This is a genomic window from Pseudactinotalea sp. HY160 (genome assembly GCF_009372055.1).
GTDB lineage: Bacteria > Actinomycetota > Actinomycetes > Actinomycetales > Beutenbergiaceae > HY158.
Map to the genome: position 1 here is coordinate 18,034 of NZ_WHMT01000016.1, position 25,865 is coordinate 43,898.

Here is a 25,865-nt window from a genome sequence, read left to right on the forward strand (position 1 = left end):
CTCCCTAAGATCGTCGATTGTGTGATCCGCCGTCGATTCATCGATCAGGGGTCACAGGGAGCTCTCTCTGCTGAGAGCTCGGTATCCATGCCAGAGCACACCGAAGTGTGGCCCCGGGTCGCACGCCGCTGCTGCCCGCCCGTCGGCGAGCGGCCGCGCGCTGTGCTCCGGCCACGTGAAGGAGGAGAGAATGGTCAGACAGACTGGGGCCGGCCGATGGTCGGTCCGAGGCGCGGCGGTGGCGATGGCCGCCGGATTGGTCGTGCCGCTGGCGATGACGGGAGCGGTCGCCGCTCCCGGGCACGGGGGCGATGGATCCGCCGCCGTCCTCGCGGCGGAGGATCCCGCGCTCGACTGGGACAACTACGAGAAGATCCTGCTCACCAAGGACACCGGTGAGCCGATCGACCTGGCGGTGCTGCCCGACTCGCGCGTGCTGCACACGGCGCGCGACGGCGTCGTCCGCCTGACGGACCCGTCGACGGGCCTGACCACCGAGGCTGGGAAGCTCGACGTCTATCACAACTCCGAGGACGGCCTCCAGGGCATCGCCATCGACCCGGACTTCGAGGAGAACAACTGGGTCTACCTCGTCTACGCCCCGCGCGTCATGGCGGGGACCTCGCCGACCGGGGTCGCCTACCCGGAGACGACGCCCGAGGGCAGCGCCCCCGAGCAGCTCCCGGACGGTGAGGATGCCGAGACGTACTGGGACCAGTGGGTCGGCTACAACGTGCTGTCCCGGTTCCAGTGGGACGGCGCCTCGAACACCCTCGACCTGACGAGCGAGCAGGAGATCATCAAGATCACCGCCCAGCGTGGCCAGTGCTGCCACGTCGGTGCCGACATCGCCTTCGACGGGGACGGCAACCTCTATCTGTCCTCGGGCGACAACACCCCTGCGGGCACGCCCGGTGCGAACGGGTTCACCCCGATCAACAACGCCCCGGGGATGAACCCGGGCTTCGACTCCCGCCGCGGCGCGGGCAACAGCAACGACCTGCGCGGAAAGATCCTGCGGATCGACGTGCGCGAGAGCATCGCCGAGGGTGCCGAGCCCGGTCCCGGGAGCACGTACGACATCCCGGCCGGGAACCTCTTCGACTCACCCGAGTACGACCCGGACCTCGTGCGCGAGGAGATCTACGTCATGGGAGTGCGCAATCCGTTCCGCATGGACGTCGATGCCGAGTCCGGCGCGCTGGTCTGGGGCGACTACGGCCCGGACTCCGCCACCGCGCAGGACGACCGCGGCCCCATGGGGTATGTCGAGTGGCAGCTGACGACCGAGCCGATGAACGGCGGCTGGCCGTACTGCCACGGGCCGAACGACGGCGGCGCCTACAACGAGTGGGACTACGAGACTGGCACCCCCGGTGAGTTCTTCGACTGCGCCGCCCCGGTGAACAACTCCACCTGGAACACCGGCCTGACCGAGCTCCCGGCGGTCACGCAGCCGCAGATCTGGTACGGCGACAGCGTCGGCGACCAGCCGTGGGACGAACTGATCGAGTTCAGCACCGGCCGTGGCCAGGCCCCCATGGGTGGCCCGATCTTCCGCTACGACCCGGCGAACGAGTCCCCCGCGCAGTTCCCGGAGTACTGGGACGGCAAGGCCTTCATGGCCGAGTTCTCCATGGACTACGTCGCAGCGATCACGCTGGACGAGCTCAGCTCGGCCGGTCAGGTCACCCAGATCGAGAACTTCCTTCCCAACGCCTTCCTGAGTGACGCCGCCCAGCCCATCTGGGACAACGTCATGGACATGGAGTTCGGACCCGACGGTTCGATGTATGTGCTCGAGTACGGTGACGGCTTCTTCCGTCAGAACCCGGACGCCGGGCTCTACCGGGTCGACTACGCCGAGGGGAACAAGACCCCGCAGGCCTTCGTCACCGCCGACCCGATCTCCAGCAGCGACGTGCCGCTGACCGTGACCTTCGACGCCTCGGACTCGCGTGACCCCGAGGGCGGGGACCTCACCTACGAGTGGGACTTCGACGGATCGGGTGAGTTCGTCGAGGGCGGGCCGACCGCCACGCACACCTATGAGAACCTCGGCCAGTTCCACGTGACGCTTCGCGTGACCGACGAGGCCGGCAAGTTCGGGCTGGCGACCGTTCAGATCACGGTCGGGAACACGGCCCCCGAGGTGAGCCTCAGCGTTCCGAACGGTTCGCTCTTCAGCTGGGGCGACGACGTCCCCGTCTCGGTCACGGTGACCGACGCCGAGGACGACGCGGCCGGGGGTGAGGGGGTCGACTACGAGCGGACCCTCACCGCCCGATCCACCGTCGGCCAGTGGCTCTCGGACGCTCTCGGCGGCCCGATCCTGCTCGACGTGCTCGGCGTTCCCGCCGACGCGCTCGCCGCGGCCGCGGGTGTGCCGCTCGAGGACCTCGTGGCGTTGTCGGGCGGAGCGCTCACGGCGGAGATGGTGGCCGACGTGCTCGCCGCCTACGCCGACGCCCCCGACCCGGAGCCCTCGACCGTCGACTGCTCGCGTGTGAACTGGACCTTCGGGCTCGGACACAACGAGCACGCTCACCCCGAGGTCTCGGGAACGGGTTGCGAATTCACGATCGAGACCAGTGAGAGCGCGCTCGAGCACGGTGCGGGCGAGAAGCTCTACGGCACCCTCGTGGTCACCTACACGGACAACCCGCAGGGCGACGTCCCGGCCGCGACCGGTGAGGCGACGCTCGTGCTCAAGCCCGCCGAGCAGCAGGCCGAGTGGTTCGACGACGCCCAGGGGGTCGAGATCGTCGCGGACGAGTCGGCCGAGGCGCTGAAGAAGGTCGCCTCCTTCGACGTCGGCGACTGGTTCGCCTTCCGACCGATGACGCTCCAGCACGCACCGAGCGGCGAGGCGATCGACCTGGTGACGGCCCGGGCCAGCGGTGAGGGCACCCTCTCGCTCCGCTGGGACGAGTACCGGGCCGAGCCGTTCGCCGAGCTCACCTTCACGGGCGGGGCGGGCTGGCAGGATGTCGCGGCCGTGTTCGACTCGATCCCGGAGGGCTCCGGCACGGTCTACGTGACCACGACCGGTGGCCTCGAGGTCGACTCCCTCGTCTTCGGCGTCTCGGACGTCGAGCCGACCGACCCGCCGACCGACGGCGCCGACGGGGCTGCTGACGGTGCCGACGGTGCTGACGGTGCCGACGGGGCTGCTGAGGGTGCCGACGGTGCCGACGGGGCTGCTGACGGTGCCGACGGTGCCGACGGGCAGACTCCCGGCGACGACGCCACGGTGCCGGGCGGCGCGCTGCCCGACACGGGGGCGGGCGTGATGCCGGCCGCCGTGCTCGGCGCGCTGCTGCTCATCGCCGGCGCCGGGGTCGTGCTGCGCGCACGGCGCGAACGCGCCTGATCACGCCGTAGACGGCCGCCGATGGCCGGGTCCCCGCTCGGGGCCCGGCCATCGGTGTGTCTGAACCCGAATCCGCGCGTATTCAGTGACACATCCGAGCCCAGTCCACCCGAGCGATCGCTGCAAGCGGCGCTTGAAGGATGGCAGATGATGACACACTTATGTTTGACGGAACAACAAAAGGTCGGTAGATTGCGGATCGTGGCTTGCGTCACATGTCGTCCTGTCGTGGATCGGTAGTCGCGCATGACGGCGCCGGCCGCTCGCCCCGGATCCGACGACGGACCCGGGGGACACCGGCGGAATCCCGCCGAAGCGCGCTGACCGACCACCATCCGGGCGGGCGGGCTGCGCACCTTACACACGACTCGAGGAGGATCCGTGGTGAGACGAACACAGGGCGGCAGCTGGCCGTCCCGCGTGGCGGGCATGATGCTCGCAGGAGCGCTCATAGCGCCGCTCGGAATGAGCAGCGCCTTCGCGCAGACAGAACCGCCGCCGCCGGAGGACGAGGCGTTCGACGCCCTCGTCTTCAGCAAGACCAGCGCGTTCCGGCACAGCTCGATCGAGACCGGAATCGCGGCCATCGAGGCCCTCGGGGCGGAGAACGGCTTCTCGGTCGACACGACCGAGGACGCCGGAGCCTTCACCGCGGCGAACCTGGCCCAGTACGACGTCGTCGTCTGGCTGTCGACGACCGGTGACGTGCTCGATGCGGACCAGCAGGCCGCGTTCGAGGACTACATCCGCTCCGGTGGCGGATACGCCGGCGTCCACGCCGCGAGCGACACCGAGTACGACTGGTCGTGGTACGGCGACCTCGTGGGCGCCTACTTCTCCGGTCACCCCGCGAACCAGGACGCGACCGTCGTCGTCGAGGACCCGGCGCACCCCTCGACCGCGCACCTGCCGGCCGAGTGGGACAGGTACGACGAGTGGTACTCCTTCCGCGACAACCCGCGCGGCGACGTCCACGTGCTCGCCTCCCTCGACGAGGACAGCTACGACCCGGGCGGCAACGCCATGGGCGACGACCACCCGATCGCCTGGTGCCAGGACTTCGACGGCGGCCGATCCTGGTACACCGCGGGCGGTCACACGAACGAGTCCTACGGTGAGCCCGGGTTCCGGGAGCACCTCCTCAAGGGCCTGCAGACCGCGGCCGGAGTCGTTCCCGCCGACTGCAGCGCCTCGCTCGACGCGAGCTTCGAGAAGGTTCCGCTCGACCTCAACACCCAGAACCCGATGGACGTCTCACCGACGCCGGACGGGCGGGCCGTCTACCTCGAACGCGACGGCCGCGTCCAGATCGTGCAGGCCGACGGCGGCACGGTCACGGCCGGGACCCTCGCGGTCACCCAGGTCCAGGAGTTCGGACTGCTCGGCATCGAGCTCGACCCGGACTTCGCCGAGAACGGGTGGATCTACCTCTACTACTCGCCGCAGGGCTCCGAGACCGACCGCGTCGCCCGGTTCACCCTCGAGGGCAACACGCTCGACCTGAACAGCGAGAAGGTGCTGCTCGAGGTGCCGGTGCAGCGGGACGAATGCTGCCACGCCGGGGGAGCGCTCGAGTTCGACGGCGAGGGCAACCTGTACATCGCCCTCGGCGACAACACGAACCCCTTCGCCTCCGACGGCTACACCCCGATCGACGAGCGGGACGGCCGCGCCGCCTGGGACGCGCAGCGGACCTCCGGGAACACGAACGACCTGCGCGGCAAGGTCCTGCGGATCACCCCGCAGGACGACGGCAGCTACACCATCCCCGACGGCAACCTCTTCGAACCGGGCACCGAGCTGACCCGGCCCGAGATCTACGCGATGGGCTTTCGCAACCCGTTCAAGATCGGCATCGACCCGCGCACGGACACGCTGCTCGTGGCGGACTACGGCCCCGACGCGGGGTCGAACAACCCGAACCGCGGGCCCGCCGCCACCGTGGAGTGGAATGCGCTGACCCAGCCGGGCAACTACGGCTGGCCGCTGTGCGTGGGCCCGAACACGCCCTACAACGACTACGACTTCGCGACCGGCACGAGCGGGGCGACGTTCGACTGCGAGAACGGACCGACGAACGACTCGCCCCACAACACCGGCCTGACCACCCTGCCCCCGGCGATCCCGGCCACCATCTGGTACCGGAACAACGGATCCGAGAGCAACGCCCCGGAGATCGGCAACGGCGGGGCACCGATGGCCGGCGGGGTCTACGTCTACGACGAGACCTCCGACTCCGAGCGGAAGTGGCCTGCCTACTGGGACGGCAAGGCGATGTTCGGCGAATGGAACACGAACAAGCTGTTCTCGTTCCAGCTCTCCGACGACTCGAGCAAGGTCCTCGACATCAACGAGATCTTCACCTCCATGTCGTTCGCTCGCCCGCATGCGCTCGAATGGGGTGCCGACGGCGCCCTGTACGTGATCGAGTGGGGTGGCGGCTTCGGCGGGAACAACGCCGACTCCGGCCTGTACCGGATCGATTACGTCTCCGGCAACCGATCGCCCATCGCGCGCATCGCCTCCGACGTCACCTCCGGCCCCATCCCGCTCGAGGTGACGTTCAGCGCCGACGGATCCCGGGATCCGGACGGCGGCGAGGTGACCTACGCCTGGGACTTCGGCGACGGGTCGACCTCGACCGAGGCGAACCCCACGCACACCTACACCGGCGCCGGCAACTACACGGCGACCCTGACCGTGACCGACCCGGACGAGAAGTCGACCTCGGCCACCCTGCCGATCACGGCCGGGAACACCGCCCCGGTGATCGACGTCGAGTTCCCGGCGAACGGCGGGTTCTTCAACTTCGGTGACGTGGTCAGGTACAAGGTCTCGGTCACCGATCCCGAGGACGGCGAGATCGACTGCGACAACGTCATCGTCCAGCCCGCCCTCGGCCACGACGAGCACGCCCACCCGGCCGATCAGTTCCGCGGCTGCGAGGGTGCCATCCCCGTCGAGGGCGACCAGGGCCACATCGGCGCCAACATCTTCGGCGTCCTCACCGTGACCTACACGGACCAGGGCGCGGACGGGGTGGACCCGCTCACGACCCAGGAGATCGTGATCCTCCAGCCCAAGCGCAAGGAGGCGGAGTTCTTCTCCGACACCGGACGGCTGCCGGGCTCGACGAGCACGGGAGACCCGGGGGTCCAGACCGAGGACACGAGCGACGTCGGCGGCGGCCTGAACATCGGCTACGCCGAGGTCGACGACTGGTTCTCCTTCGACCCGACCAACCTGACCGGCATCGACGCCATCCGCGTGCGCGGCGCGTCCGATCCGGGCGGCACCATCGACATCCGCACCGGTGCGCCGGACGGGCAGTCGTTGGGCACCGTGACGATCCCGGACGGCGACTGGCAGGGCTGGGGCGACTACGACCTCGACCTCCCCGCGGACGTCACCACGGAGACCGGGCCGCTGTACTTCGTGATCACGGCCGGTCAGGCCAACGTCAACTGGGTCGAGTTCCTCGGCACGGGCGTCACGGACAACTCGAGCCCCGTCGTCGAGGTCGAGACCTCCGCGACGACCGGCACCGCCCCGCTCACGGTGGACTTCACCGCGACCGGCAGCGATCCGGACGGCGACACCCCGCTCACCTACTCGTGGGACTTCGGTGACGGATCGGCGACGGTGGACACCGCCGCGGCGACCCACACCTATACGAGGCCGGGAGAGTACGCCGCCACGGTGACCGTCACCGACACCCGCGGTGCCACGACCTCGAGGGGTGTGGCCATCACGGCGAGGCCGGCGACCCTCATGTGCTTCGCCGGCCGGTCGGACGACTTCACCGGCGACGCGCTCGACACCGGCCGCTGGGACGGCGTCGTCCGAGGAAACCAGGAGCTGCGGATCGAGGACGGATCGCTCATCATCCCGACGAGTTCGACCGACATCTACGGCACCGGCAACTCGGGCACACCGAACCTCGTGCTGCAGGATCTGCCGGAGGGCCCGTTCACGGCGACCACCAAGGTGACGATGCCCGGCACACAGGCCTACCAGCAGGCCGGCCTCCTCATCTACGGCGACGACGACAACTACGCCAAGATGGTCTTCCAGGCGCGGGACACGGCGTCGCCGAACGCGGACTCCCGGATCTTCCAGTACATCGTGGAGGAGAACGGCGATCCCCGTGAGGTGGACGACTCGAACACCGCCGACCTCGGTGCGGACTACCCCACGACCGTGTGGGTGCGGTTCATCAGCGACGGTGAGAGCCTCAACGCCGCCTACAGCGCGGACGGGGTGACCTTCACCGAGATGCCGGAGACCAAGTCGATCGCCGGCATCGACAACCCGCGGATCGGTCTCGTCTCGCTCCAGGGCGGCGACCGTCCGCAGGCACCCGTCGAGGCGGCGTTCGACTACTTCACGTTCACCCCGGACGACACCGTGCCCCCGGTCGGCCCGGACGACGAGTTCGACGGCACCGCGCTCGACGGCTGCCGCTGGGACGTCGTGCGCCCGGACTACGACCACCTGCGGGTGATCGACGGCCGGCTCGAGCTCGATGCGCTCACGGGAGACATCTACGGCACCGACAACTCCGGCACCGGGAACTTCGTGCTCCAGGATGCGCCGGAGGGTGACTGGACGGTGGAGACCCTCGTCGATGCCGACTCCTTCAGCCGGCAGTACGAGCAGGCGGGCCTCATCGCCTACGTCGACGACGACAACTACGTCAAGCTCGACGTGCTCGCCACGAGCACCGAGGGAAGCGCCGTGACGCGCAACCTCGAGCTCCGCAGCGAGATCGGCGGCGTCGTCCAGGATCCGCAGCCCTCGCAGTCCGGGGTGGACCAGGGCGTGTGGCACCTGCGCCTGCAGAAGGAGGGGACGACGCTGACCGGCTCGTACTCGGCCGACGGCGAGGCATGGACGCAGTTCGAGTCCGTGACCAACGCCGACGTCGCGAACATCGGCCGCGTCGGCCTCTTCACCCTGGCCGCCGGCTCGACCGCGCAGCCCACCGCGACGTTCGACTACTTCCGGGTGGTCGACGGCGATCCCGAGCCGCCGGCAGAGGTACTGACGGAGACGGCGGTGACGACCCGGTGTGTGGCGGGTAGGCAGGTGCTCGTGGCGTCGGTGACGAATGTGGCCGGTGCGCCGCTCGATGTGAGCGTGGAGACGGCCTTCGGTACCAGGTCCGTTGCGGGTCTGGCCGATGGTGCGACGAAGTCGCTCGCGTTCACGACGCGGTCGGTCGCCATCGACGCCGGTGAGCTCACCGTCGATGCCGCGGGCGACGGCTTGGACGGGCAGGAGGTGCTCGCCTACGAGGCGACGTCCTGCTCCTAGGACGTGCGTGACGTCGGTCCGTTCCCTGGTGAGTATCGCCGGGGAGCGGGCCGACGATCAGGCGCCGGCGAGGAACTCGTCGATCGCGGGCGCGTCGAGCACCCGCTTGGCCACCATCCGGGCGGCCCCGAGGATCCCGGCCCGGCCGGCGGTCTGGGAGGTGACGATCCGCAGGTGCTCGGTGGCCAGCGGCAGCGAGCGGCTGTAGACCACCTCGCGCAGGCCGGCGAGCAGGTGCTCGCCCGCATCGGCGATGACCCCGCCGATGACGATGACCGACGGATTGAGCAGGTTGACGCACCCGGCGACCACGTCGCCGATGTCGCGACCGGCCTGGCGCACGGCCTGCATCGTGCGCGTGTCGCCGGCGCGCACGAGGTCGACGATCTCGGCCGTGGCCTCGATGTCGTACCCCTGCTCGCGCAGTGACTCCACGATCGCGTGGCCGCTGGCGAGTGCCTCGAGGCAGCCAAGGTTGCCACAGCGGCAGGGCACCGGTTCCCCGCGGGGGACCGCGATGTGCCCGAGGTCGCCGGCGGCCCCCTGCGCGCCCCGCCGCAGCTCGCCGTCCGAGATGATCCCCGAGCCGACGCCCGTGGCGACCTTGATGAACAGCAGGTTCGCGACGTCGGGCCACTGCGACCGGTGCTCGCCGAGCGCCATGATGTTCACGTCGTTGTCGACCAGCACGGGGACCGGGAACGTCCGTTGCATCCGTGCGGGCACGTCGAAGCCGTCCCAGCCGGGCATGATCGGAGGGCTGATCGGCTGGCCCGTGTCGTGCTGGACCGGGCCCGGCAGCCCGATCCCCACCCCGAAGACGTCGGTGACCGGCCGGTCGATCTCGATGAGCATCTGCTCGAACTCGGCCGCGACCGAGTCGAGCACCGGCTCGGGGCCGGCGCTGATCGTGACCGGCAGCGAGCGCTCGCTCACGATGTTGGCGGCGAGGTCGGTGATGGCCAGCCGGTAGTGGCTCGCGCCGATGTCGGCGACGAGGATGAGGCGCACGCCGGCGTTGAACGCGAACGTGGCGGGCGGGCGCCCGCCGGTGGAGACCGCCTCGCCCGTGGCGATGAGGAGGCCGGAGGCGAGGAGCTCGTCGACCCGGGCGGCCACCGTCGGCCGCGCGAACCTCGTCGCCGCGGCCAGCTCGGCGCGCGTGTGGGGGAGTCCGTCGCGGACGAACTGGAACAGGGCTCCGGCGGAACGAGGATCGTTCCCCCGTGGCTTGGCGGCCACGAGCTGGGAGACTCGGGTGTCGGTGTCTGTCATGGGACAAGTTAACCACCCCGAAGTGCCCCAGCTTTTAGGAATGGGCGGCGAGTTACGATTCGGACACGGCGTAACTTTTGGTTGACTCGTTCCATAAGTGGCGCTAGTCTGTGGCTATGGTCACAGCAGACCCCTCCACACCGCTCCTGAGCGTGACGGGGCTCATCAAACACTTCCCTGGTGCCAAGGCGCTCGACGGGGTCGACTTCGACGTGCGTACGGGCGAGGTGCACTGCCTCCTCGGCCAGAACGGTGCCGGCAAGTCCACCCTCATCAAGGTGCTCGCGGGCGCCCATCAGCTCGACTCCGGGCAGGTGCGATGGAACGGGGAGGACGTCACGATCGCCTCGCCCTCCGTCGCACTCGAGATCGGGATCGCGACGATGTACCAGGAGCTCGACGTCGTCGACGGGCTGAGCGTCGCCGAGAACATCTTCCTCGGGCACGAGCTCGCCCGCGGCGGGGTGCTCCGCCGGGGCGAGGCCCACGACCGAACGAGGAAGCTCCTCGCGCGGCTCGGACATCCGGAGATCCGGCCGGGCCAGGAGGTCGGGCAGCTGTCCGCCGCCGGCCGCCAGATCGTCTCGATGGCGCGGGCACTCTCGCGCAACGCCCGCGTGATCGTCATGGACGAGCCCTCGGCGGTGCTCGACCCCGAGGAGGTCGACAACCTGTTCAAGGTGGTGGAGTCCGTGACCGCCGAAGGCGTCGCGGTCATCTACATCTCCCACCGACTCGAGGAGATCCGCCGCATCGGCGACCGGATCACCGTGCTCAAGGACGGCAAGACGGTCGCGAGCGGCCTGCAGGTCTCCGAGACCTCGACGCCGGAACTCATCGAACTCATGACCGGTCGCGTCATCGCCGCCGACTTCGGCGGCGCCCGCACGGGCGAGATCGGCGAGGTGCGACTCGAGGTCGAGGACCTCGAACTCGCCGGGGTCTTCGAGCACGTCTCCTTCACCGTCCGCGCCGGGGAGATCGTCGGCCTGGCCGGGCTCGTCGGGGCCGGCCGTTCGGAGATCGTCGAGAGCGTCTACGGCGCGCGCACCTCGACCGGCGGCACGGTGCGGGTGAACGGCAAGGCGCTGCGCCGGGGCTCCGTGGAGCGCGCCGTCGCGCACGGCATCGGGCTCGCCCCCGAGGAGCGCAAGAGCCAGGGCCTGCTCCTCGACGAGCCCGTCTACCGCAACATCACGCTGTCCACCTTCGCGCGCTTCGCCCGCGGCGGCTTCCTCAAGGAGCGCGCCGAGCGCGCCGCCGCCCGCGAACAGATCGAGTCCCTGCAGCTGGCCCCGGGCGATCCGGACCGGCGGATCCGGACCCTCTCCGGCGGCAACCAGCAGAAGGCGATGCTCGCCCGCTGGCTCGTCCACGGCTGCGAGGTCCTCATCCTCGACGAGCCGACCCGCGGCGTGGACGTCGGCGCCCGAGCCGAGATCTACGCACTGATCCGTACCCTCGCGGCCCAAGGCGCCGCCGTCCTCATGGTCTCGAGCGAGATCGAGGAGGTGCTCGGCCTGGCGGACCGGGTGCTGGTCATCGCCGACGGCCGCGTAGTCCACGAGGGACCGGCCGATCAGATCGACGAGCACGGAGTGCTCGACCTCATCATGGAAGGAACCAGCGTATGAGCGAGAACGTATCGGCGGTCCAGTCCGCCGGACCCCTCGCGCGAGTTCGGAGCAGCCCGGGGCTCGTGCGCAACCTCGGCCTCATCATCGCCCTCGTGCTCTTGTGCGTCGTGGGCGCGGTGACCTCGGGCGACCAGTTCGTCAGCTCCGCGAACCTCATGGTCATCCTCAGCAGCGCCGCGACCATCGGCATCATGTCCATCGGGATGACGTTCGTGATCACCGGCGGCGGGATCGACCTCTCGGTCGGCTCGATGCTCGGCCTCGCGACCGTCTGGGCGACGACGCTGGCCACCCAGACGATGGCCGCCAGCAGCGGCTGGTTCGTCATCGCCGTCACGGCAGTCCTCGTGGGCGCCGGAGTCGGGCTGGTCAACGGCATCATCATCGCCTACGGCCGGGTCGAGGCGTTCATCGCGACGCTGGCCATGATGGTCGGTGCGCGCGGCCTGGCCGAGATCATCTCCGGCCGCCACACCCAGCTCGTCGACAACGACGCGTTCCTCGACGTGTTCCGGGCGGACGTCCTGGGCGTGCCCGCGATCGTGTGGATGTTCCTCGTCGTGGCCGTCGCCGGCTGGTTCCTGCTCAACCGCACGACCTTCGGCCGACGCACCATCGCGGTGGGCGGAAACCCGGAGGCGGCTCGCCTGGCCGGAATCAAGGTCAAGCGCCACACCATGTACCTCTACGCGCTCGCGGGCACCACCGTCGGGATCGCCGCGATCACGATGCTCGCGCGCACCCGCTCCGGCTCGTCCACGAACGGCACCATGTACGAGCTGGACGCGATCGCCGCCGTGGTGATCGGCGGCACGCTGCTCATGGGAGGGCGCGGGACCATCTTCGGCACGGTCCTGGGCGTGCTCATCTTCTCCACCCTCACGAACGTCTTCATCCAGAACAACCTGTCCACATCGGCCCAGTCGCTCGTCAAGGGCGCCATCATCGTCATCGCGGTGCTCCTGCAGCAGCGCTTCGCCAATCGCGGGTCGAGTTAGCCCGCGGTGATTCCGCATCCATCATCAGCTCCCGATTCACCTGTCACTACGTCAAGGAGGACACCTATGTCACGGACCATCACGCGTCGCCGGCTCACCGTCGCCGCCGGACTCTCCACCATGCTGCTGCTCGCCGGCTGCGTGAGCAACACCCCGGAGGACACCTCCGGCGAGGGCGGCTCCGACACCGGCTCGGACTCCGCGCCGGCCGCCTCGGGCAACGACGAGCCGGGTGACACGGTCACGATCGGCTTCTCCGCCCCGGCCGCCGACCACGGCTGGATGGGCGCCATGACCACCCTCGCGCAGGCCGAGGCCGCGAAGTTCGAGGACGTCGACCTTCAGGTCGCCGAGGGCACGAACGACGTCGCCCTGCAGATCACCCAGATCCAGACCTTCATCAACAACGGGGTCGACGCGATCGTCATGGTCCCCTTCGACGGCGCGGCCCTCACCGGCGTGGCCCTCGAGGCCATGGCCGCGGGCATCCCGGTGATCAACGTCGACCGCGAGTTCTCGGACTCCAACGCCTCCCGCGTGACCGTGCTCGGCGACAACTACGGCATGGGCGTGAGCGCCGGCGAGTACATCTGTGAGCGCCTCGGCGGCCAGGACGACGCGGTGATCGCCGAGATCGCCGGGATCGACAGCCTGCCCCTGACCCAGGACCGGAGCCAGGGCTTCGCGGACGCCCTCGGCGACTGCGGCCTCGAGGTCTCCAACCGCGTCGCCGCCGACTTCACGGTCCAGGGCGGGGAGGAGTCGACCTCCAACCTGCTGCAGGCCGCCCCGAAGATCGACGCGATCTGGAACCACGACGACGACCAGGGCGTCGGCGTGCTCTCGGCGATCGACGCCGCCGACCGCGACGAGTTCTTCCTCGTCGGCGGTGCCGGCTCGGCGAACATGATGCGTCACATCCAGGAGGGCGACTCGGTGGTCGAGGCCACGGTGCTCTACCCGGCGACCCAGGCCGCCGACGGCGTGCGCCTCGCGCGACTGCTCGTGCAGGACAAGGCGATGGCGGACCTCGCCGAGGTGCAGGTGCCCCGCAAGGTGCAGCTGTACGCCCCGGTCGTGACCTCGGACAACGTCGACCAGTTCATCGACGCCGCGTTCGAGTCCTGAGTCGCGGGCGGCGTGCCGGGAAGGGCCGGCACGCCGCCTCGTCGTTGCCGGGCCCGGTGGGTCCGGCACCACCGCAGAAGGGGATGACACATTGAATAAGCAAGGCCGACTGAATGTCGCGATGATCGGATACGCCTTCATGGGGCGGGCCCACTCCCAGGCGTGGCGGGTGGCCCCGAGGTTCTTCGACCTCCCGCTCGAGCCCCGCATGGGGCTGCTCGTCGGACGGAACGAGGCGGCGGCCACGGCGGCGGCCGGCAGGCTCGGCTGGGCGGAGGTGGAGACCGACTGGCGCCGCGTCGTCGAACGAGACGACGTCGACCTCGTCGACATCTGCACGCCCGGCGATACGCACGCCGAGATCGCCGCGGCGGCATTGCGCGCCGGCAAGCACGTGCTCGTGGAGAAGCCGATGGCCAACTCGGTCGCCGAGGCCGAGGCGATGGTCGCGGCCGCCGAGGACGCCCGCGGGAGCGGCGCCCGGGCGATGGTCGGCTTCACCTACCGGCGCGTGCCCGCGGTCGCCCTCGCCCGCCAACTCGTGGCCGAGGGCCGGATCGGGCAGGTGCGCCAGGTGCGCGCCCAGTACCTTCAGGACTGGCTCGCCGACGATGAGGCGCCGCTGTCGTGGCGGCTCGACAAGGACCGGGCCGGCTCCGGGGCGCTCGGCGACATCGGCGCGCACATCGTCGACCTGACCGAGTTCGTCACCGGGGAGCGCTACGTCGGGGTCTCCGGGATGCTCGAGACGTTCGTGCACGAGCGCCCGACCGCGGGCAATTCGGACGGCCTGAGCAGCACGGCCGGGACCGGACGGGGCCGGGTCACCGTCGACGACGCGGCCGCATTCACCGCTCGCCTCTCCGGCGGGGGAACCGCGGTGCTCGAGGCGACCCGCGTGGCCTGGGGCCGGAAGAACGCGATGCGCTTCGAGATCTCGGGCAGCACGGGAACGCTCGCGTTCGACTTCGAGGAGATGAACATCCTCCACCATTACGACGCCTCGACCCCCGCCCGCGACGGCGGATTCCGGCGGATCCTCGTGACCGAATCGGATCACCCGTACATCGCGGCCTGGTGGCCGCCCGGGCACGGTCTCGGCTACGAACACGGCTTCACCCACCAGGCCGTCGATCTCGTCGAGGCGATCGCGGGCGGGCACGACCCCGCGCCGTCCTTCGCCGACGGGCTGCACGTGCAACAGGTCCTGGCCGCCGTCGAACGCTCGAGCACTGCCCAGGGCGCCTTCACGGCCGTGGGCGACTGACGCCGTCGGGCACGGTCACGAACCACCGGCGGCACCGCCGCCGCCATCACGAGAAAGGACGCCATCCATGGCACGACCGATCACGCTGTTCACCGGCCAGTGGGCCGACCTGCCGTTCGAGGAGGTGGCCCGGCTCGCGGGCGAGTGGGGCTACGACGGCCTCGAGATCGCCTCGTGGGGCGATCACCTCGACCCGTGGCGCGCCGCCGAGGACGACGCCTACGTGCGCAACCGCCTCGACATCCTGGAGAAGAACGGCCTGCAGGTCTTCACCATCTCCAACCACCTCAAGGGTCAGGCCGTCTGCGACGACCCGATCGACGAGCGCCACCGGGGCATCCTGCCGGACCGGATCTGGGGCGATGGCGACCCCGAGGGCGTGCGCCGGCGCGCGGCGGAGGAGCTCAAGGTGACGGCGACGGCCGCGGCCCGGCTCGGCGTCAAGACCGTGAGCGGCTTCACCGGCAGCTCCATCTGGAAGTACGTGGCGATGTTCCCGCCGGTGTCGGAGGAGCTGGTCGAGGCCGGCTACCGGGACTTCGCCGACCGCTGGAACCCGATCCTCGACGTCTTCGACGCCGAGGGTGTCCGGTTCGCGCTCGAGCCGCACCCCTCCGAGATCGCCTACGACTACTGGACGACGCAGCGCACCCTCGAGGCGATCGGGCACCGGGAGGCGTTCGGCCTCAACTGGGACCCCTCCCACTTCATGTGGCAGGACCTCGACCCGGTCTCGTTCCTGTGGGACTTCCGCGACAAGATCTTCCACGTGCACTGCAAGGACTCCAAGCGGCGCCTCAACGGGCGCAACGGCCGGCTCGGATCGCACCTGCCGTGGGCGGACCCGCGCCGGGGCTGGGACTTCATCTCGACCGGTCACGGCGACGTGCCGTGGGAGGACGCGATCCGCATGCTCAACGCCATCGGCTACGACGGCCCGCTCTCGGTCGAGTGGGAGGACGCCGGCATGGACCGGCTCGTGGGCGGACCGAAGGCGCTCGAGTTCGTGCGCTCGCTCTCGTTCAAGACCTCGGATGCGGCCTTCGACGCCGCCTTCTCCACCCGCTGAGGCACACCGGCTCCACGCGCTGAGGCGCACCGGGCGCCGCCGTCGTTCGGCGTCACACAGCGGTTCTATCGCTGACCAGGGTCACATCCCTGGAATCGGATCCGATTCCAGGGATGTGACCCTGCTCGTTTCCGGGGAAGCCTCCCGTTGTCCCGCACCGGCGAGTTTCCCCGCGTGCCCGATACAAGACACCCGCGTGCCCGATGTTCACGCCGCCCCCACCAGCCACCGGCCATCGCCGACACCTCCCGCCGCACCCACCCGGGCGGACGCCTTCCGCCCCGCTCCGGGCGGCAGTAGCGTTGACCTCGATCGACGCGCCGCCGTTCCACCGCGCGTGCCGGCATTCCCCGACCGGGGCGTGCCGGCGCGATGTCCCGGCCGCCGCGTCAACCCGTGACGATGACCTGTCGGTCGGATGCGGCCACCCGGACCGGACGGCCCACCTCGACCCATTCTTGACGAAGACGACCCGCGAGGTGCCCGGCCGGGCGGCGCGGGCTCGGTTCGCCCCGGGCGTGCCACGTGCCGCGCGGGTCTCTGGGAAGGAACGGCAATGAATCGACGAATTCCTCGGTCGATCGCGGTGGCGGCGGGTGTGCTGCTGGCCGCGGTGGCGGGTGTGGCCCCGGCGGGAGCACACGGGCGCGGGCATCCGCGCGGGCCGGATGCGGATCCCGTGGTGATCGCCACCGGGCTCGACAATCCCCGGCAGCTGAGCGTGGGACCGGGTGGCGCGCTGTACGTCGCGGAGTCCGGGGTCGGGGGCGACGGCCCCTGCATCACGACGTCGGAGGGCGTATTCGCCTGCTACGGGCCCACGGGTGCGATCACGCGGATCACGCACCACCGGGGCGACTGGTCGCAGCGCCGGGTGGTCACGGGCCTGCCCTCGCTCGCCCCGCCCGCGAACCTGCCCCCCGCGCAGCCGGGCCAGGCACCCGTGGTCAAGGGCGGCAGCGCCACGGGCCCGAGCGACGTCGCCGTGTTCGGATCCCATTACGTGGCGAGCATCGGACTCGGCGCCCCGCCGGCCGCGCTCGCCGAGGGGGCGGCCACGAGCCAGGACGGCGACACCGCCCAGACGCTGCCCGAGGGATTCGCCTCCCTCGTCGAGGGACGGCTCTCGCATTCGTGTTCGCGGGACGGGCGCCACGGCGGCCACGGGCGTCACGCCGGCCGCGGGCATCAAGGCGGCCACGGGCGTCACGGCGGCGACCCGCGGGAGTGCGGTCAGTGGCGCACCGTCGCCGACCTCGCCGGATTCGAGGCCGAGCACAACCCGGTCGACGGCCCGGACAGCAACCCGGCGTCCGTCGAGCGCGTGCGCGGCGGCTACGTGGTCGCCGACGCGGGCGGCAACACGGTCGTCGACGTCGGCCGGCGCGGGCGGACCTCGCTCGTCGCCTCGTTCGACGACGTCATGGTCGAGTTCCCGCCGAACTCGGGCAACGAGATGCCGATGCAGTTCGTGCCGACGAGCGCCGTTCCGGGGCCCCGCGGGTCCTACTTCGTGAGCCAGCTGACCGGCTTCCCGTTCCCCGAGGGCGGGTCGACGATCTGGCAGGTGTTCCCGGCCCGCGGTCATCGTGACGCGCGCGCGGTGCCGTACGCGACCGGCCTGACGAACGTGACCGACCTGGCGCTCGCCCCGGGCGGCGACCTGTACGCCGTGCAGATCTCCTCGACCGGGCTCGCCTCACCGGCCGGGCCCACGAACGGGGCGCTCGTGCGGATCTCGCACCGTCGTGGGCACGAGGTCACGACCGTGGCGGGCGGGCTGTTCGCGCCGTACGGGGTGGCGCTGCACGGCCGGTCGGCCTACGTGACGACCGGCAGCATCCTTCCCGGCGGGGGAGAGGTGGTTCGGGTTCCGCTCGGCCGTTGAGTCCGCTCGGGTCGGGAGGCGTCGATCATGGACGGCGCCTCCCGCACCCGGTCAGGCCGGTGGCACGGGGGGCTGTGGCTCGGCCGGGTGCCACGCGAGCTCGGTGATCCGGGTGCCGGTCATCCGCGTCACCGCGAGCGTGTGGTCGTCGACGGCCACCGTGTCGCCGACGGCGGCGATCCGGCCCAGCCGGGCGATGACGTAACCGGCCACGGTCTCGTAGCTGCCGTCGTCGGGGAGCTCGACCCCGGTGGCCTCGGCGAACTCCTCGAGGGTCGAGCTTCCCGGCACGATCGAGGGGTCCTGCATCGACGGCGCCGGCCGGGCGTCGTACTCGTCGCGGATGTCGCCGACCAGTTCCTCGACGAGGTCCTCGAGGGTGACGATGCCGTCCGTGCCGCCGTACTCGTCGACGACCACGGCCAGGTGGGTTCCGGCGTGGCGCATCTGCGAGACAGCGGGGAGGACCCGGTTGGTCCCCGGCAGCACGAGCACCTCCCGGATCACGTCGTGGACGCGGCGGGTCTCGTCCACTCGCAGGTCGATCAGGTCCCGCGCGTGCAGGTAGCCGAGGACGTCGTCGAAGCCCTCGCCGATGACCGGATAGCGGGAGAAGCCCTGCCGGCGTGCCCAGGGGGCCGCGTCCCGCAGCGGCATGTCGGCGTCGATGAAGACGACGTCGGTGCGTGGCCGCATCGCCTCGCGCAGGAGGGTCTGGGCCGCTCCGAGGACGTCCTGGATGATCTGCCGCTCGTCGTCCTCGAGCCCGTCGTGCGTGGCCACGAGGTCGCGCAGCTCCCGCTCGCTCAGCTCCTCCCGGGTCGCCTCGGGGTCGCCGCCGAGGAGCCGGACGAGGGCGTTGGTCGAGACCGACAGCAACCAGATGACCGGCCGCATCACGGTGGCGAACCGGTCGAGGGACGGGGTGGCGAGCAGCGACAGTCCGGCGGAGTTCTGCAGGGCGAGGCGCTTGGGCACCAGTTCGCCGAGCACGAGCGAGAGGTAGGCGATGAGCAGGGTCATCACGAGCAGGGCGGTCGTGGCCGCGGCGGACTCCGACAGGCCGAGGCGCTGCAGGTAGGGGGCGAGGTCGGGGGCGAGGGTCGAGCCGCCGTAGGCCGCGCTGAAGAAGCCGGCGACCGTCACCCCGATCTGCACCGCGGCGAGGAAGCGGTTCGGGTTCCGGGCGACCGCCGCGACCCGGGCGCCGCGGGCCCCCTGGCGTTCCAGCTGCGTGAGCTGACTGTCGCGGAGTGAGACGAGGGCGATCTCGGTCGCGGCGAAGACCCCGCCGACGATCACGAAGAGGACGACGAGGCCGAAGCTGGCGAGGGTGTCGGTGTCCATCAAGCTCGTTCGCCCGCGCGGCGCGAACGGCGGCTGGGCCGGGGGTCGTCCATGATGGGATTCTAGACGAGACGACGGAGGAATCCGTGGAGCGGGTGACGGGAATCGAACCCGCACCATCAGCTTGGAAGGCTGAGGTTCTACCATTGAACTACACCCGCAGTGCAGCCCCCAGGGTACCCGATCGGCGGCACTGGAAAAGACCACTACACTGAGCCTGGCCGGAGCACCGGCACGCATCGGGATGTGGCGCAGGTTGGTAGCGCGTCCGCTTTGGGAGCGGAAGGTCGCAGGTTCAAATCCTGTCATCCCGACCAGGGGCCCGGGGGCTACCGGCCGGTGGGATCGACGATCCGGGCCACCTCGACCGCCAGCTCGAGCCGTTCCTGTGCCGTGGCGATCCGAGGATCGTCGAGCGCGCACACGACCACCCGGTCCGCGCCCGCCACGACGGTCACGGGCAGGTCGGCGCGGGCGTCCACGGCCGACCGGATCGCCGCTCCCCACGTGTCGAGCACGCGGGGGTCGCCGTCGACGTGGGCGCGGGAGCCGCGATCGCGCCGATCCCGCTCCCGGGTGCGCAGGTCGACCCAGGCCGGCTTCATGAGCGCGGGGTCGAGGCCCACGCCGCTCAGGACGGCCACGCGGTGCCCGCGCGTGCGGGCGCGGACCGAGACGATCTCCCGATACGTGCTCTGCCGCTTCGACGTCGACGCCGACCGCAGGTGCCACGACTGCACGAGCGCCTCGCGGCCACCGATCACCCCGCGGAGCGAGCCGAACGCCACCGGTGCCCGCCACCCGCGCGGCAGCACGAGGCCGGCCGTCGCCGGATCCGCGGCGGTCTCGGCGCCCGCGTACGCCCACCCCCGCGCCTCGGCCCAGGCCCGGCGCTCCCGCTCGATGCGCCGGCGAACCGCGATCGCGCCGACGAGGGCGCGGGTCGCCGCGAAGGCCGCGGCACCCGCCGCGAGCACCCCGGCGACGGCGAGCAGCTGTACGGAACGGGGCTGCGTCGTCGTCCATGCCGTCGCGATCACGACACCGGCGACGGTGCCGACGGCCACGAGCAACGGCGCGCCGCGGCCCCAGGTCCAGGACCGCCGTCCCAGCGCGCTCGCTCTCACGGCTCGAACGGCGCGGGAGCGGGCCCGGGCGGTCCCGAGGAACTCCGGCTGCTCGTCCGTTCTCACGCCGTGAGTGTATCGCCGCGGACGATTCGGGTGCCGGACGCCGCAACGACAGATCCGATGTTTGGACCTCTGATATCGTCGCCAGTCGACCCAGTCACCGTAGACTCGCGGAGGAGATCGGATGTATAAACGCTTGAAGCAGGTTGGAATCATGACAATGGCAGCGGGAATGCTCGTGGCGACCGCGGGGGCGAGCTTGGCGGACGACGGCACGGACGCGCCCGCGCAGTCCCAGCAGAACCTGCTCTGGTTCGACGAGCCCGCTCCGGTGGACACCGACCGCAACCAGTGGCAGTCGACCGTGCTCCCGATCGGGAACGGCTACATGGGCGGGCTCGTGTTCGGAGGGGTCCAGCAGGAGCGGATCCACTTCAACGACAAGACCCTGTGGTCGGGCGGGCCCGCCGAGTCGCGCCCCGACTACAACGGCTCCAACCGCACGACCCCGGTCACCCGGGGGCAGCTGACCGACTTCGCCGAGCAGCTCGACGACAAGAGCACGGACGTGTTCGGCCTGCCGTTCGACGAGGCCAACCGCATCCTCACCCGCGAGATCATCGACCCGTCCGCCTGGAAGAACGGCATGGGGATGTACCAGGACTTCGGGGACATCCGCCTCGACTTCGGCGAGGACGCCCCGGCCGAGGGCGAGGTCGAGGACTACATCCGCGACCTCGACCTCGAGACCGCCATCGCCGGCGTCTCGTATACGGCGGGCGGCGTGGCCTATGAGCGGGAGGTGTTCACGAGCTACCCGGACAACGTGCTGGCGGTGCGCCTGAGCGCCGACGAGGCGGCCTCGATCACGGTCGGCGTGAGCCTCGACGACGCCCAGAAGGTCGGTTCGACGAGCGTCTCCGGCGACACGATCACCCTCGCCGGCGCCCTGCGCGACAACCAGCTGCAGTACGAGGCCCAGGTCAAGGTGGTCGCCGACGGCGGGCAGGTCGCCCGCGCCGGCGACGGCCTCCAGGTCACCGGCGCCGACACGGTCACCCTGTACCTGGCCACCGGCACCGACTATGCGAACGACTACCCGACGTATCGCGGCGATCACCCCCACGAGGCGGTGACCGAGCGGGTCACCGGCGCCGCAGCCAAGGGATACGAGGCCGTCCGCGCCGACCACGTGGCCGACCACGCGGAACTCTTCTCCCGCGTCCAGCTCGACCTGGGGCAGGGGCGCACGGACCTGCCGACCGACGAGCGGATCCAGGCCTACCGCGACGGCGGGGCCGACCCGGCGCTCGAGGCGCTGCTGTTCCAGTTCGGCCGCTACCTCACGATCGCGACGTCGCGGGAGGGCACGCTGCCCTCGAACCTCAACGGCGTGTGGATGATCGGCAGCGGCTCGCAGTTCTGGAACGCCGACTACCACTTCAACGTCAACGTGCAGATGAACTACTGGCCGAACCTCGTGACCAACCTCGCCGAGACCGCCGTGCCGTTCAACGACTACATGGAGAGCCTGCGCGAGCCGGGGCGGGTGACCGCCGGGGCGACCTCGGCCAGCCCGAGCGGCCCGGGGGAGGAGAACGGCTTCATCGTCCACACGGTGAACAACATCTTCGGCCTGACCGCCCCGTACGCCGTGCAGGAGTTCGGCTGGAACATCGGCGGGTCCACGTGGGCCATGCAGAACGTCGGCGAGTACTACAAGTTCACCCAGGACCGGGAGTACCTCCGCGAGGAGATCTACCCGATGCAGCGGGAGATGGCCGGCTTCTGGCTCGACTACCTCTGGTACAGCGAGTACCAGGACCGGCTCGTGGTCACGCCGTCGGTCTCGGCCGAACAAGGCCCCACGGTCAACGGGTCGACCTACGACCAGTCGCTCGTGTGGGAACTCTTCGAGGACGCCATCGACTCCGCGACGGAGCTCGGGGTCGACGAGGAGCTCGCCCAGGAGTGGCGCGCGGCGCAGGCCCGGCTCGATCCGATCATGATCGGCGAGGCCGGCCAGATCAAGGAGTGGTACGAGGAGACGACCCCGGGGCGGGCCCAGGCCGGTGACCTCGCCGAGGTCGACATCCCCAACTTCAACGCCGGATACCGGCCGCTGCCGCACCGCCACCTCTCCCACCTCGTGGGGCTCTACCCGGGCACCCTGCTGAGCAAGGAGGACCCGGCCGAACTCGCCGCGGCGCGCGTCTCCCTCGAGGAGCGGGGCTTCGAGTCGACCGGATGGGGCAAGGCCCACCGGATCAACCTGTGGGCCCGTGCCCTCGACGGTGAGGGCGCCTACCGGGCGCTCACCTCGATGGTCGGCACCCCGAACGGCTACGCCGGGATCATGGACAACCTGCTCGACTCCCACGGCCAGGGCACGAACCACGACGAGCGGCCCGTGTTCCAGATCGAGGGCAACATGGGGCTGACCGCCGGCATCGCCGAGATGCTCATCCAGAGCCATCTCGACCGGGTCCAGCTCCTGCCCGCACTCCCGGACGAGTGGGCCGACGGCAGCATCGCCGGCATCAAGGCGCGCGGCGACTTCGAGCTCGACTACCGGTGGCAGGACTCCCGTCTGGTCGAGGCGACGATCGAATCGGGAAGCGGGCAGGACCTGCTGCTCGAGAACCCCGGCCTCGCCGACTTCGTCGTCCTCGACGGCGCCGGCGACCAGGTCGCGCTGACGGAACGGACCGAGGACACGATCGGGTTCGAGACCGAGGCCGGGCAGACCTACCGGCTCGTGCGCGCCCACGACCTCACGGTCGAGGCCGGTGACGGGGGCGCGGTCTCCGTCGCCGGAGCGCAGGCGGCCGGCAGCTACGAGGGTCGCGTGCCCGACGGCGCGCAGGTCGTGCTGGTGGCCGAGCCGGAGTCCGGATTCACGTTCGACCGGTGGGTCGACGAGGCCGGCGCGGAGGTCTCCGCCGACGCCGAGCTCGCGGTCACCGTGGCGGAGGACACCTACCGGCGCGCCGAGTTCGTGGCCGCCCCTGATCCCGCCCCGACGGATCCCGCGCCGACGGATTCCAGCGATCCGGCCCCGACGGATCCGGCACCCACGGGTGGCGCAGACTCGCAGGCCGGTGCGGACCAGGCCGGTGACGATCCGGCCGACACCCTGCCCGACACCCTGCCGAACACGGGGGCCAAGGTCGGGGTGGCGGCCGCCGTGGCAACGATCCTGGCCGCGGCCGGGTGCCTGATGCTGCTGCGGCGCCGTACGTCGGCAGCCTGAGGATCCAGCGCGGGATTCTGTCGAGGTCGACGCCCTCGACAGAATCCCGCGTTCGGCTACTGCTCCGGCGCCGCGACCGCGCAGCGAAGGCCCGGTGCCCGGCCGATCCGCCGGTCGAGGGTGACGAGCGTCGCGTCCAGGAGCTCCGCCAGCGCGACGTAGCCGGCGTCGTAGGCCGTCAGATTCGGCCGCAGTTGCCAGGCTCTGGGGCCGAGAAGCTCATAGGGCCACTGCTCGATGGCCAGTCCGAGGAGATCGGCGTGGGCGGCGGACGCCTGATCGGACGTGACGAGTCCGGCGAGTTCGTGGCGCCGGATGATGTTCGCGACCTCGAACGGGAGCAGCGTGGGGGCGTGGAGGTCGGCGCCGATCAGCGCATCGGTGGACCAGCGTCCGTCGGCCCCGGAGTCCAGCAGGAGCGCGACCACCGCGGAGGCGTCGCAGACGACCTGCGCTTTCATCGCCGGTCGGCGTCACGGGCGGCGAGGATCGATCCGGCATCGACCCGGGTTCCGGTCGCCTCGACCCGGGCCCGGGCGCGCGCGATCGCGTCGTCGACATCGGGGCGCGCTGCCTTCGCCACGAGCATGCCGCGCAGGTACTCCTGGAGTGACATCCCGGCGCGGGCGGCGCGCACGGCCAGCTCGGCCCGCACGTGGTCGGGCACGTCCCGCACCGTGATCGCAACCATGCAGCTATTTTAGCAGCAGTGCCTGCAATTCGGCGGTGTCGATGTCGCCGGGTTCACGCCGCCGGTTCGAACCGGCGCAGCTCGACCGAGCGGGCCACCACGGCCCGCAGCTCCTCGAGGCCGCCGGTGACCCAGCCGTGATGGCGGGCCTGCACGAGCACATTCCCCAGCGCCGTCCCCTCGACGGGACCGGCGACCACGGGCAGGCCGGCACGGTCGGCCGTGCGCTGACACAGCAGCTCGTTGAGCGAGCCGCCGCCGACCACGTGGATCGTGCGCAGGGGCGTGATGCCGCCGAGCCGGGCGGCGTCGTGGGCGGTGCGGGCGAACGCCTCGGCGAGGCTCTCGACGATCGAGCGGGTCACGGCGGCCGGCCCGGCGGGGGCGCGCAGGCCGCGGCCGGTGAACCATGCGGTGATCCGGGCGGGCATGTCGCCCGGGGCGAGGAACGCCTCGTCGTCGACGTCGAAGAGCGGTGCCTCCTCGACCCGGGCCGCCTCCCGCAGCAGGGCAGGCACGCTCACGTCCAGGCCCGAGCGCTGCCACGTGCGCACCGATTCGCTCAGGAGCCACAGCCCCATGACGTTGCGCAGCAGCCGGATCCGCCCGTCCACGCCGCCCTCGTTCGTGAAGTTCGCCGCGCGGGCGGCCTCCGTGGTCACGGGCGCCGCGGTCTCCACGCCCACGAGCCCCCACGTGCCGCAGGAGACGTAGGCGCTCGTGCCGGGGTCCATCGGCACGGCCGCCACGGCCGAGGCCGTGTCGTGCGATCCCACGCTCAGCACCGGCACCCCGGCCGGGATGTGCCAGTACTCGCTTGCCCGGGCGTGGGTCGGGCCGATCAGCTCGCCGGGGTCCACGAGCGGGGCCAGCAGCGCGCGGTCGACGCCGGCGGCGCGCAGGATGGCCGGATCCCAGTCGCCGGTGTGCACGTCGAGCATGCCCGTGGTCGAGGCGTTCGTGCGTTCGGTGGCGCGGACCCCGGCGAGCTGGAAGTTCACCAGGTCCGGCATGAGCAGCAGCGAGTCGGCCGCCTCGAGCACGCCCCCGCCCCGTTCGGCGGCGAGCTGGTAGAGCGTGTTGAAGGGGAGGAACTGCAGGCCCGTGCGCGCGTAGAGCGCCGCGAAGTCGAGCCGCTCGTGCACATACGCCACGCCGCGGGCCGTGCGCGGATCCCGGTAGTGGAACGGGTCGCCGAGGAGCCGGTCCCCGCGCAGCAGCCCGTAGTCGACCGCCCAGGAGTCGACCGCGATCGAGGCGGCCCCGTGCTCCCGCACGCAGGCCGCCACCCCGCGCGCGAGCGCGCCGAGGAGCCCCGTGAAGTCCCAGTGCAGCCCCGAGGCGAGCGGCGCCGGGCCGTTGCGGAAGCGCGCCACCTCCTCCAGGTGCACCTCGGCCCGGCCGGCCGCCCCGGTGAGGCGGCCGGCCATGACGCGTCCGCTCGTGGCACCCAGGTCCACGGCCGCGACCGTGCGCGTCGTCGAAGCCATGGC

General features: G+C 70.9%; 15 protein-coding genes and 2 tRNA genes. 10 read left to right on the forward strand and 7 right to left on the reverse strand.

The features are described 5' to 3' along the window. The first annotated feature begins 190 nt into the window (after positions 1-190). Together GCG21_RS16335 and GCG21_RS12875 are read left to right on the forward strand one after the other, a co-directional pair. Positions 191-3,373, forward strand: coding sequence for a PQQ-dependent sugar dehydrogenase (locus tag GCG21_RS16335; protein WP_194165087.1), 3,183 nt, complete (start codon positions 191-193; stop codon positions 3,371-3,373). Between the two features lie 384 nt (positions 3,374-3,757). Further along, positions 3,758-8,689 carry a ThuA domain-containing protein gene (locus GCG21_RS12875; RefSeq protein ID WP_370517512.1) on the forward strand — a complete coding sequence of 1,644 codons (4,932 nt, stop codon included), beginning with the start codon at positions 3,758-3,760 and terminating at the stop codon, positions 8,687-8,689. A 57-nt stretch (positions 8,690-8,746) separates the two neighbouring features. On the opposite strand, the gene GCG21_RS12880 is transcribed toward GCG21_RS12875, so the two are convergent. Then, complete coding sequence (locus tag GCG21_RS12880) at positions 8,747-9,964, reverse strand: ROK family protein (RefSeq protein ID WP_152910094.1); 1,218 nt, start codon at positions 9,962-9,964, stop codon at positions 8,747-8,749. 116 nt (positions 9,965-10,080) lie between these two features. Between GCG21_RS12880 and GCG21_RS12885 the strand changes: the two genes are divergently transcribed. From GCG21_RS12885 to GCG21_RS12910, 6 genes are all read left to right on the forward strand, one after another. Continuing rightward, positions 10,081-11,598 (forward strand): sugar ABC transporter ATP-binding protein, encoded by a 1,518-nt coding sequence (locus GCG21_RS12885; RefSeq protein ID WP_152910095.1) that lies wholly within the window; start codon positions 10,081-10,083, stop codon positions 11,596-11,598. Beyond that, the gene (locus GCG21_RS12890; protein ID WP_152910096.1) at positions 11,595-12,599 is read left to right on the forward strand and encodes an ABC transporter permease; all 1,005 of its coding nucleotides are present in this window, start codon (positions 11,595-11,597) and stop codon (positions 12,597-12,599) included. Before GCG21_RS12885 ends, GCG21_RS12890 begins: the two co-directional genes overlap by 4 nt. A 66-nt stretch (positions 12,600-12,665) precedes the next feature. Continuing rightward, positions 12,666-13,727 (forward strand): substrate-binding domain-containing protein, encoded by a 1,062-nt coding sequence (locus tag GCG21_RS12895; RefSeq protein WP_152910097.1) that lies wholly within the window; start codon positions 12,666-12,668, stop codon positions 13,725-13,727. Between the two features lie 121 nt (positions 13,728-13,848). Continuing rightward, positions 13,849-14,994, forward strand: coding sequence for a Gfo/Idh/MocA family protein (locus tag GCG21_RS12900; protein WP_152910098.1), 1,146 nt, complete (start codon positions 13,849-13,851; stop codon positions 14,992-14,994). A 67-nt stretch (positions 14,995-15,061) separates the two neighbouring features. Beyond that, entirely contained in the window at positions 15,062-16,063 is a 1,002-nt protein-coding gene (locus GCG21_RS12905; RefSeq protein WP_152910099.1) for a sugar phosphate isomerase/epimerase, read from the forward strand. 556 nt (positions 16,064-16,619) lie between these two features. After that, positions 16,620-17,951, forward strand: coding sequence for a ScyD/ScyE family protein (locus GCG21_RS12910; RefSeq protein ID WP_194165088.1), 1,332 nt, complete (start codon positions 16,620-16,622; stop codon positions 17,949-17,951). Positions 17,952-18,002: 51 nt separating this feature from the next. Here GCG21_RS12910 and GCG21_RS12915 read toward each other — a convergent pair whose 3' ends face one another. Both GCG21_RS12915 and GCG21_RS12920 read right to left on the reverse strand, forming a co-directional pair. Further along, positions 18,003-19,298, reverse strand: a complete 1,296-nt coding sequence (locus GCG21_RS12915; protein ID WP_152910101.1) for a hemolysin family protein — start codon at positions 19,296-19,298, stop codon at positions 18,003-18,005. Positions 19,299-19,385: 87 nt separating this feature from the next. Then, positions 19,386-19,459 (reverse strand) — tRNA-Gly (locus GCG21_RS12920). 79 nt (positions 19,460-19,538) lie between these two features. Between GCG21_RS12920 and GCG21_RS12925 the strand changes: the two genes are divergently transcribed. Then, a tRNA-Pro gene (locus GCG21_RS12925) sits at positions 19,539-19,615 on the forward strand. 12 nt (positions 19,616-19,627) lie between these two features. Here GCG21_RS12925 and GCG21_RS12930 read toward each other — a convergent pair. Next, positions 19,628-20,491, reverse strand: coding sequence for a hypothetical protein (locus tag GCG21_RS12930; RefSeq protein ID WP_152910102.1), 864 nt, complete (start codon positions 20,489-20,491; stop codon positions 19,628-19,630). A 151-nt stretch (positions 20,492-20,642) separates the two neighbouring features. Here GCG21_RS12930 and GCG21_RS12935 point away from each other — a divergent pair, with 151 nt between their 5' ends. Next, positions 20,643-23,681: a glycoside hydrolase N-terminal domain-containing protein gene (locus GCG21_RS12935; protein ID WP_194165089.1), complete on the forward strand. Its 3,039-nt coding sequence runs from the start codon at positions 20,643-20,645 to the stop codon at positions 23,679-23,681. Positions 23,682-23,737: 56 nt separating this feature from the next. Here GCG21_RS12935 and GCG21_RS12940 read toward each other — a convergent pair whose 3' ends face one another. From GCG21_RS12940 to GCG21_RS12950, 3 genes are read right to left on the reverse strand one after another with little or no spacing between them, the layout of a single operon-like run. Continuing rightward, positions 23,738-24,142 carry a type II toxin-antitoxin system VapC family toxin gene (locus GCG21_RS12940; RefSeq protein ID WP_152910104.1) on the reverse strand — a complete coding sequence of 135 codons (405 nt, stop codon included), beginning with the start codon at positions 24,140-24,142 and terminating at the stop codon, positions 23,738-23,740. Continuing rightward, positions 24,139-24,372, reverse strand: a complete 234-nt coding sequence (locus GCG21_RS12945; protein WP_152910105.1) for a hypothetical protein — start codon at positions 24,370-24,372, stop codon at positions 24,139-24,141. Before GCG21_RS12945 ends, GCG21_RS12940 begins: the two co-directional genes overlap by 4 nt. Before the next feature lie 53 nt (positions 24,373-24,425). Beyond that, on the reverse strand, positions 24,426-25,862 hold the full coding sequence (locus GCG21_RS12950; protein WP_152910106.1) for a rhamnulokinase family protein: 1,437 nt from the start codon (positions 25,860-25,862) through the stop codon (positions 24,426-24,428). Between the last annotated feature and the right edge of the window lie 3 nt (positions 25,863-25,865).

Coding starts and splice junctions, on each gene's coding strand:
- GCG21_RS16335 (WP_194165087.1), top strand. CDS start 191: ATGGTCAGACAGACTGGGGCCGGCCGATGGTCGGTCCGAGGCGCGGCG.
- GCG21_RS12880 (WP_152910094.1), bottom strand. CDS start 9,964: ATGACAGACACCGACACCCGAGTCTCCCAGCTCGTGGCCGCCAAGCCA.
- GCG21_RS12885 (WP_152910095.1), top strand. CDS start 10,081: ATGGTCACAGCAGACCCCTCCACACCGCTCCTGAGCGTGACGGGGCTC.
- GCG21_RS12890 (WP_152910096.1), top strand. CDS start 11,595: ATGAGCGAGAACGTATCGGCGGTCCAGTCCGCCGGACCCCTCGCGCGA.
- GCG21_RS12895 (WP_152910097.1), top strand. CDS start 12,666: ATGTCACGGACCATCACGCGTCGCCGGCTCACCGTCGCCGCCGGACTC.
- GCG21_RS12900 (WP_152910098.1), top strand. CDS start 13,849: ATGATCGGATACGCCTTCATGGGGCGGGCCCACTCCCAGGCGTGGCGG.
- GCG21_RS12905 (WP_152910099.1), top strand. CDS start 15,062: ATGGCACGACCGATCACGCTGTTCACCGGCCAGTGGGCCGACCTGCCG.
- GCG21_RS12910 (WP_194165088.1), top strand. CDS start 16,620: ATGAATCGACGAATTCCTCGGTCGATCGCGGTGGCGGCGGGTGTGCTG.
- GCG21_RS12915 (WP_152910101.1), bottom strand. CDS start 19,298: ATGGACACCGACACCCTCGCCAGCTTCGGCCTCGTCGTCCTCTTCGTG.
- GCG21_RS12935 (WP_194165089.1), top strand. CDS start 20,643: ATGACAATGGCAGCGGGAATGCTCGTGGCGACCGCGGGGGCGAGCTTG.
- GCG21_RS12940 (WP_152910104.1), bottom strand. CDS start 24,142: ATGAAAGCGCAGGTCGTCTGCGACGCCTCCGCGGTGGTCGCGCTCCTG.
- GCG21_RS12945 (WP_152910105.1), bottom strand. CDS start 24,372: ATGGTTGCGATCACGGTGCGGGACGTGCCCGACCACGTGCGGGCCGAG.
- GCG21_RS12950 (WP_152910106.1), bottom strand. CDS start 25,862: ATGGCTTCGACGACGCGCACGGTCGCGGCCGTGGACCTGGGTGCCACG.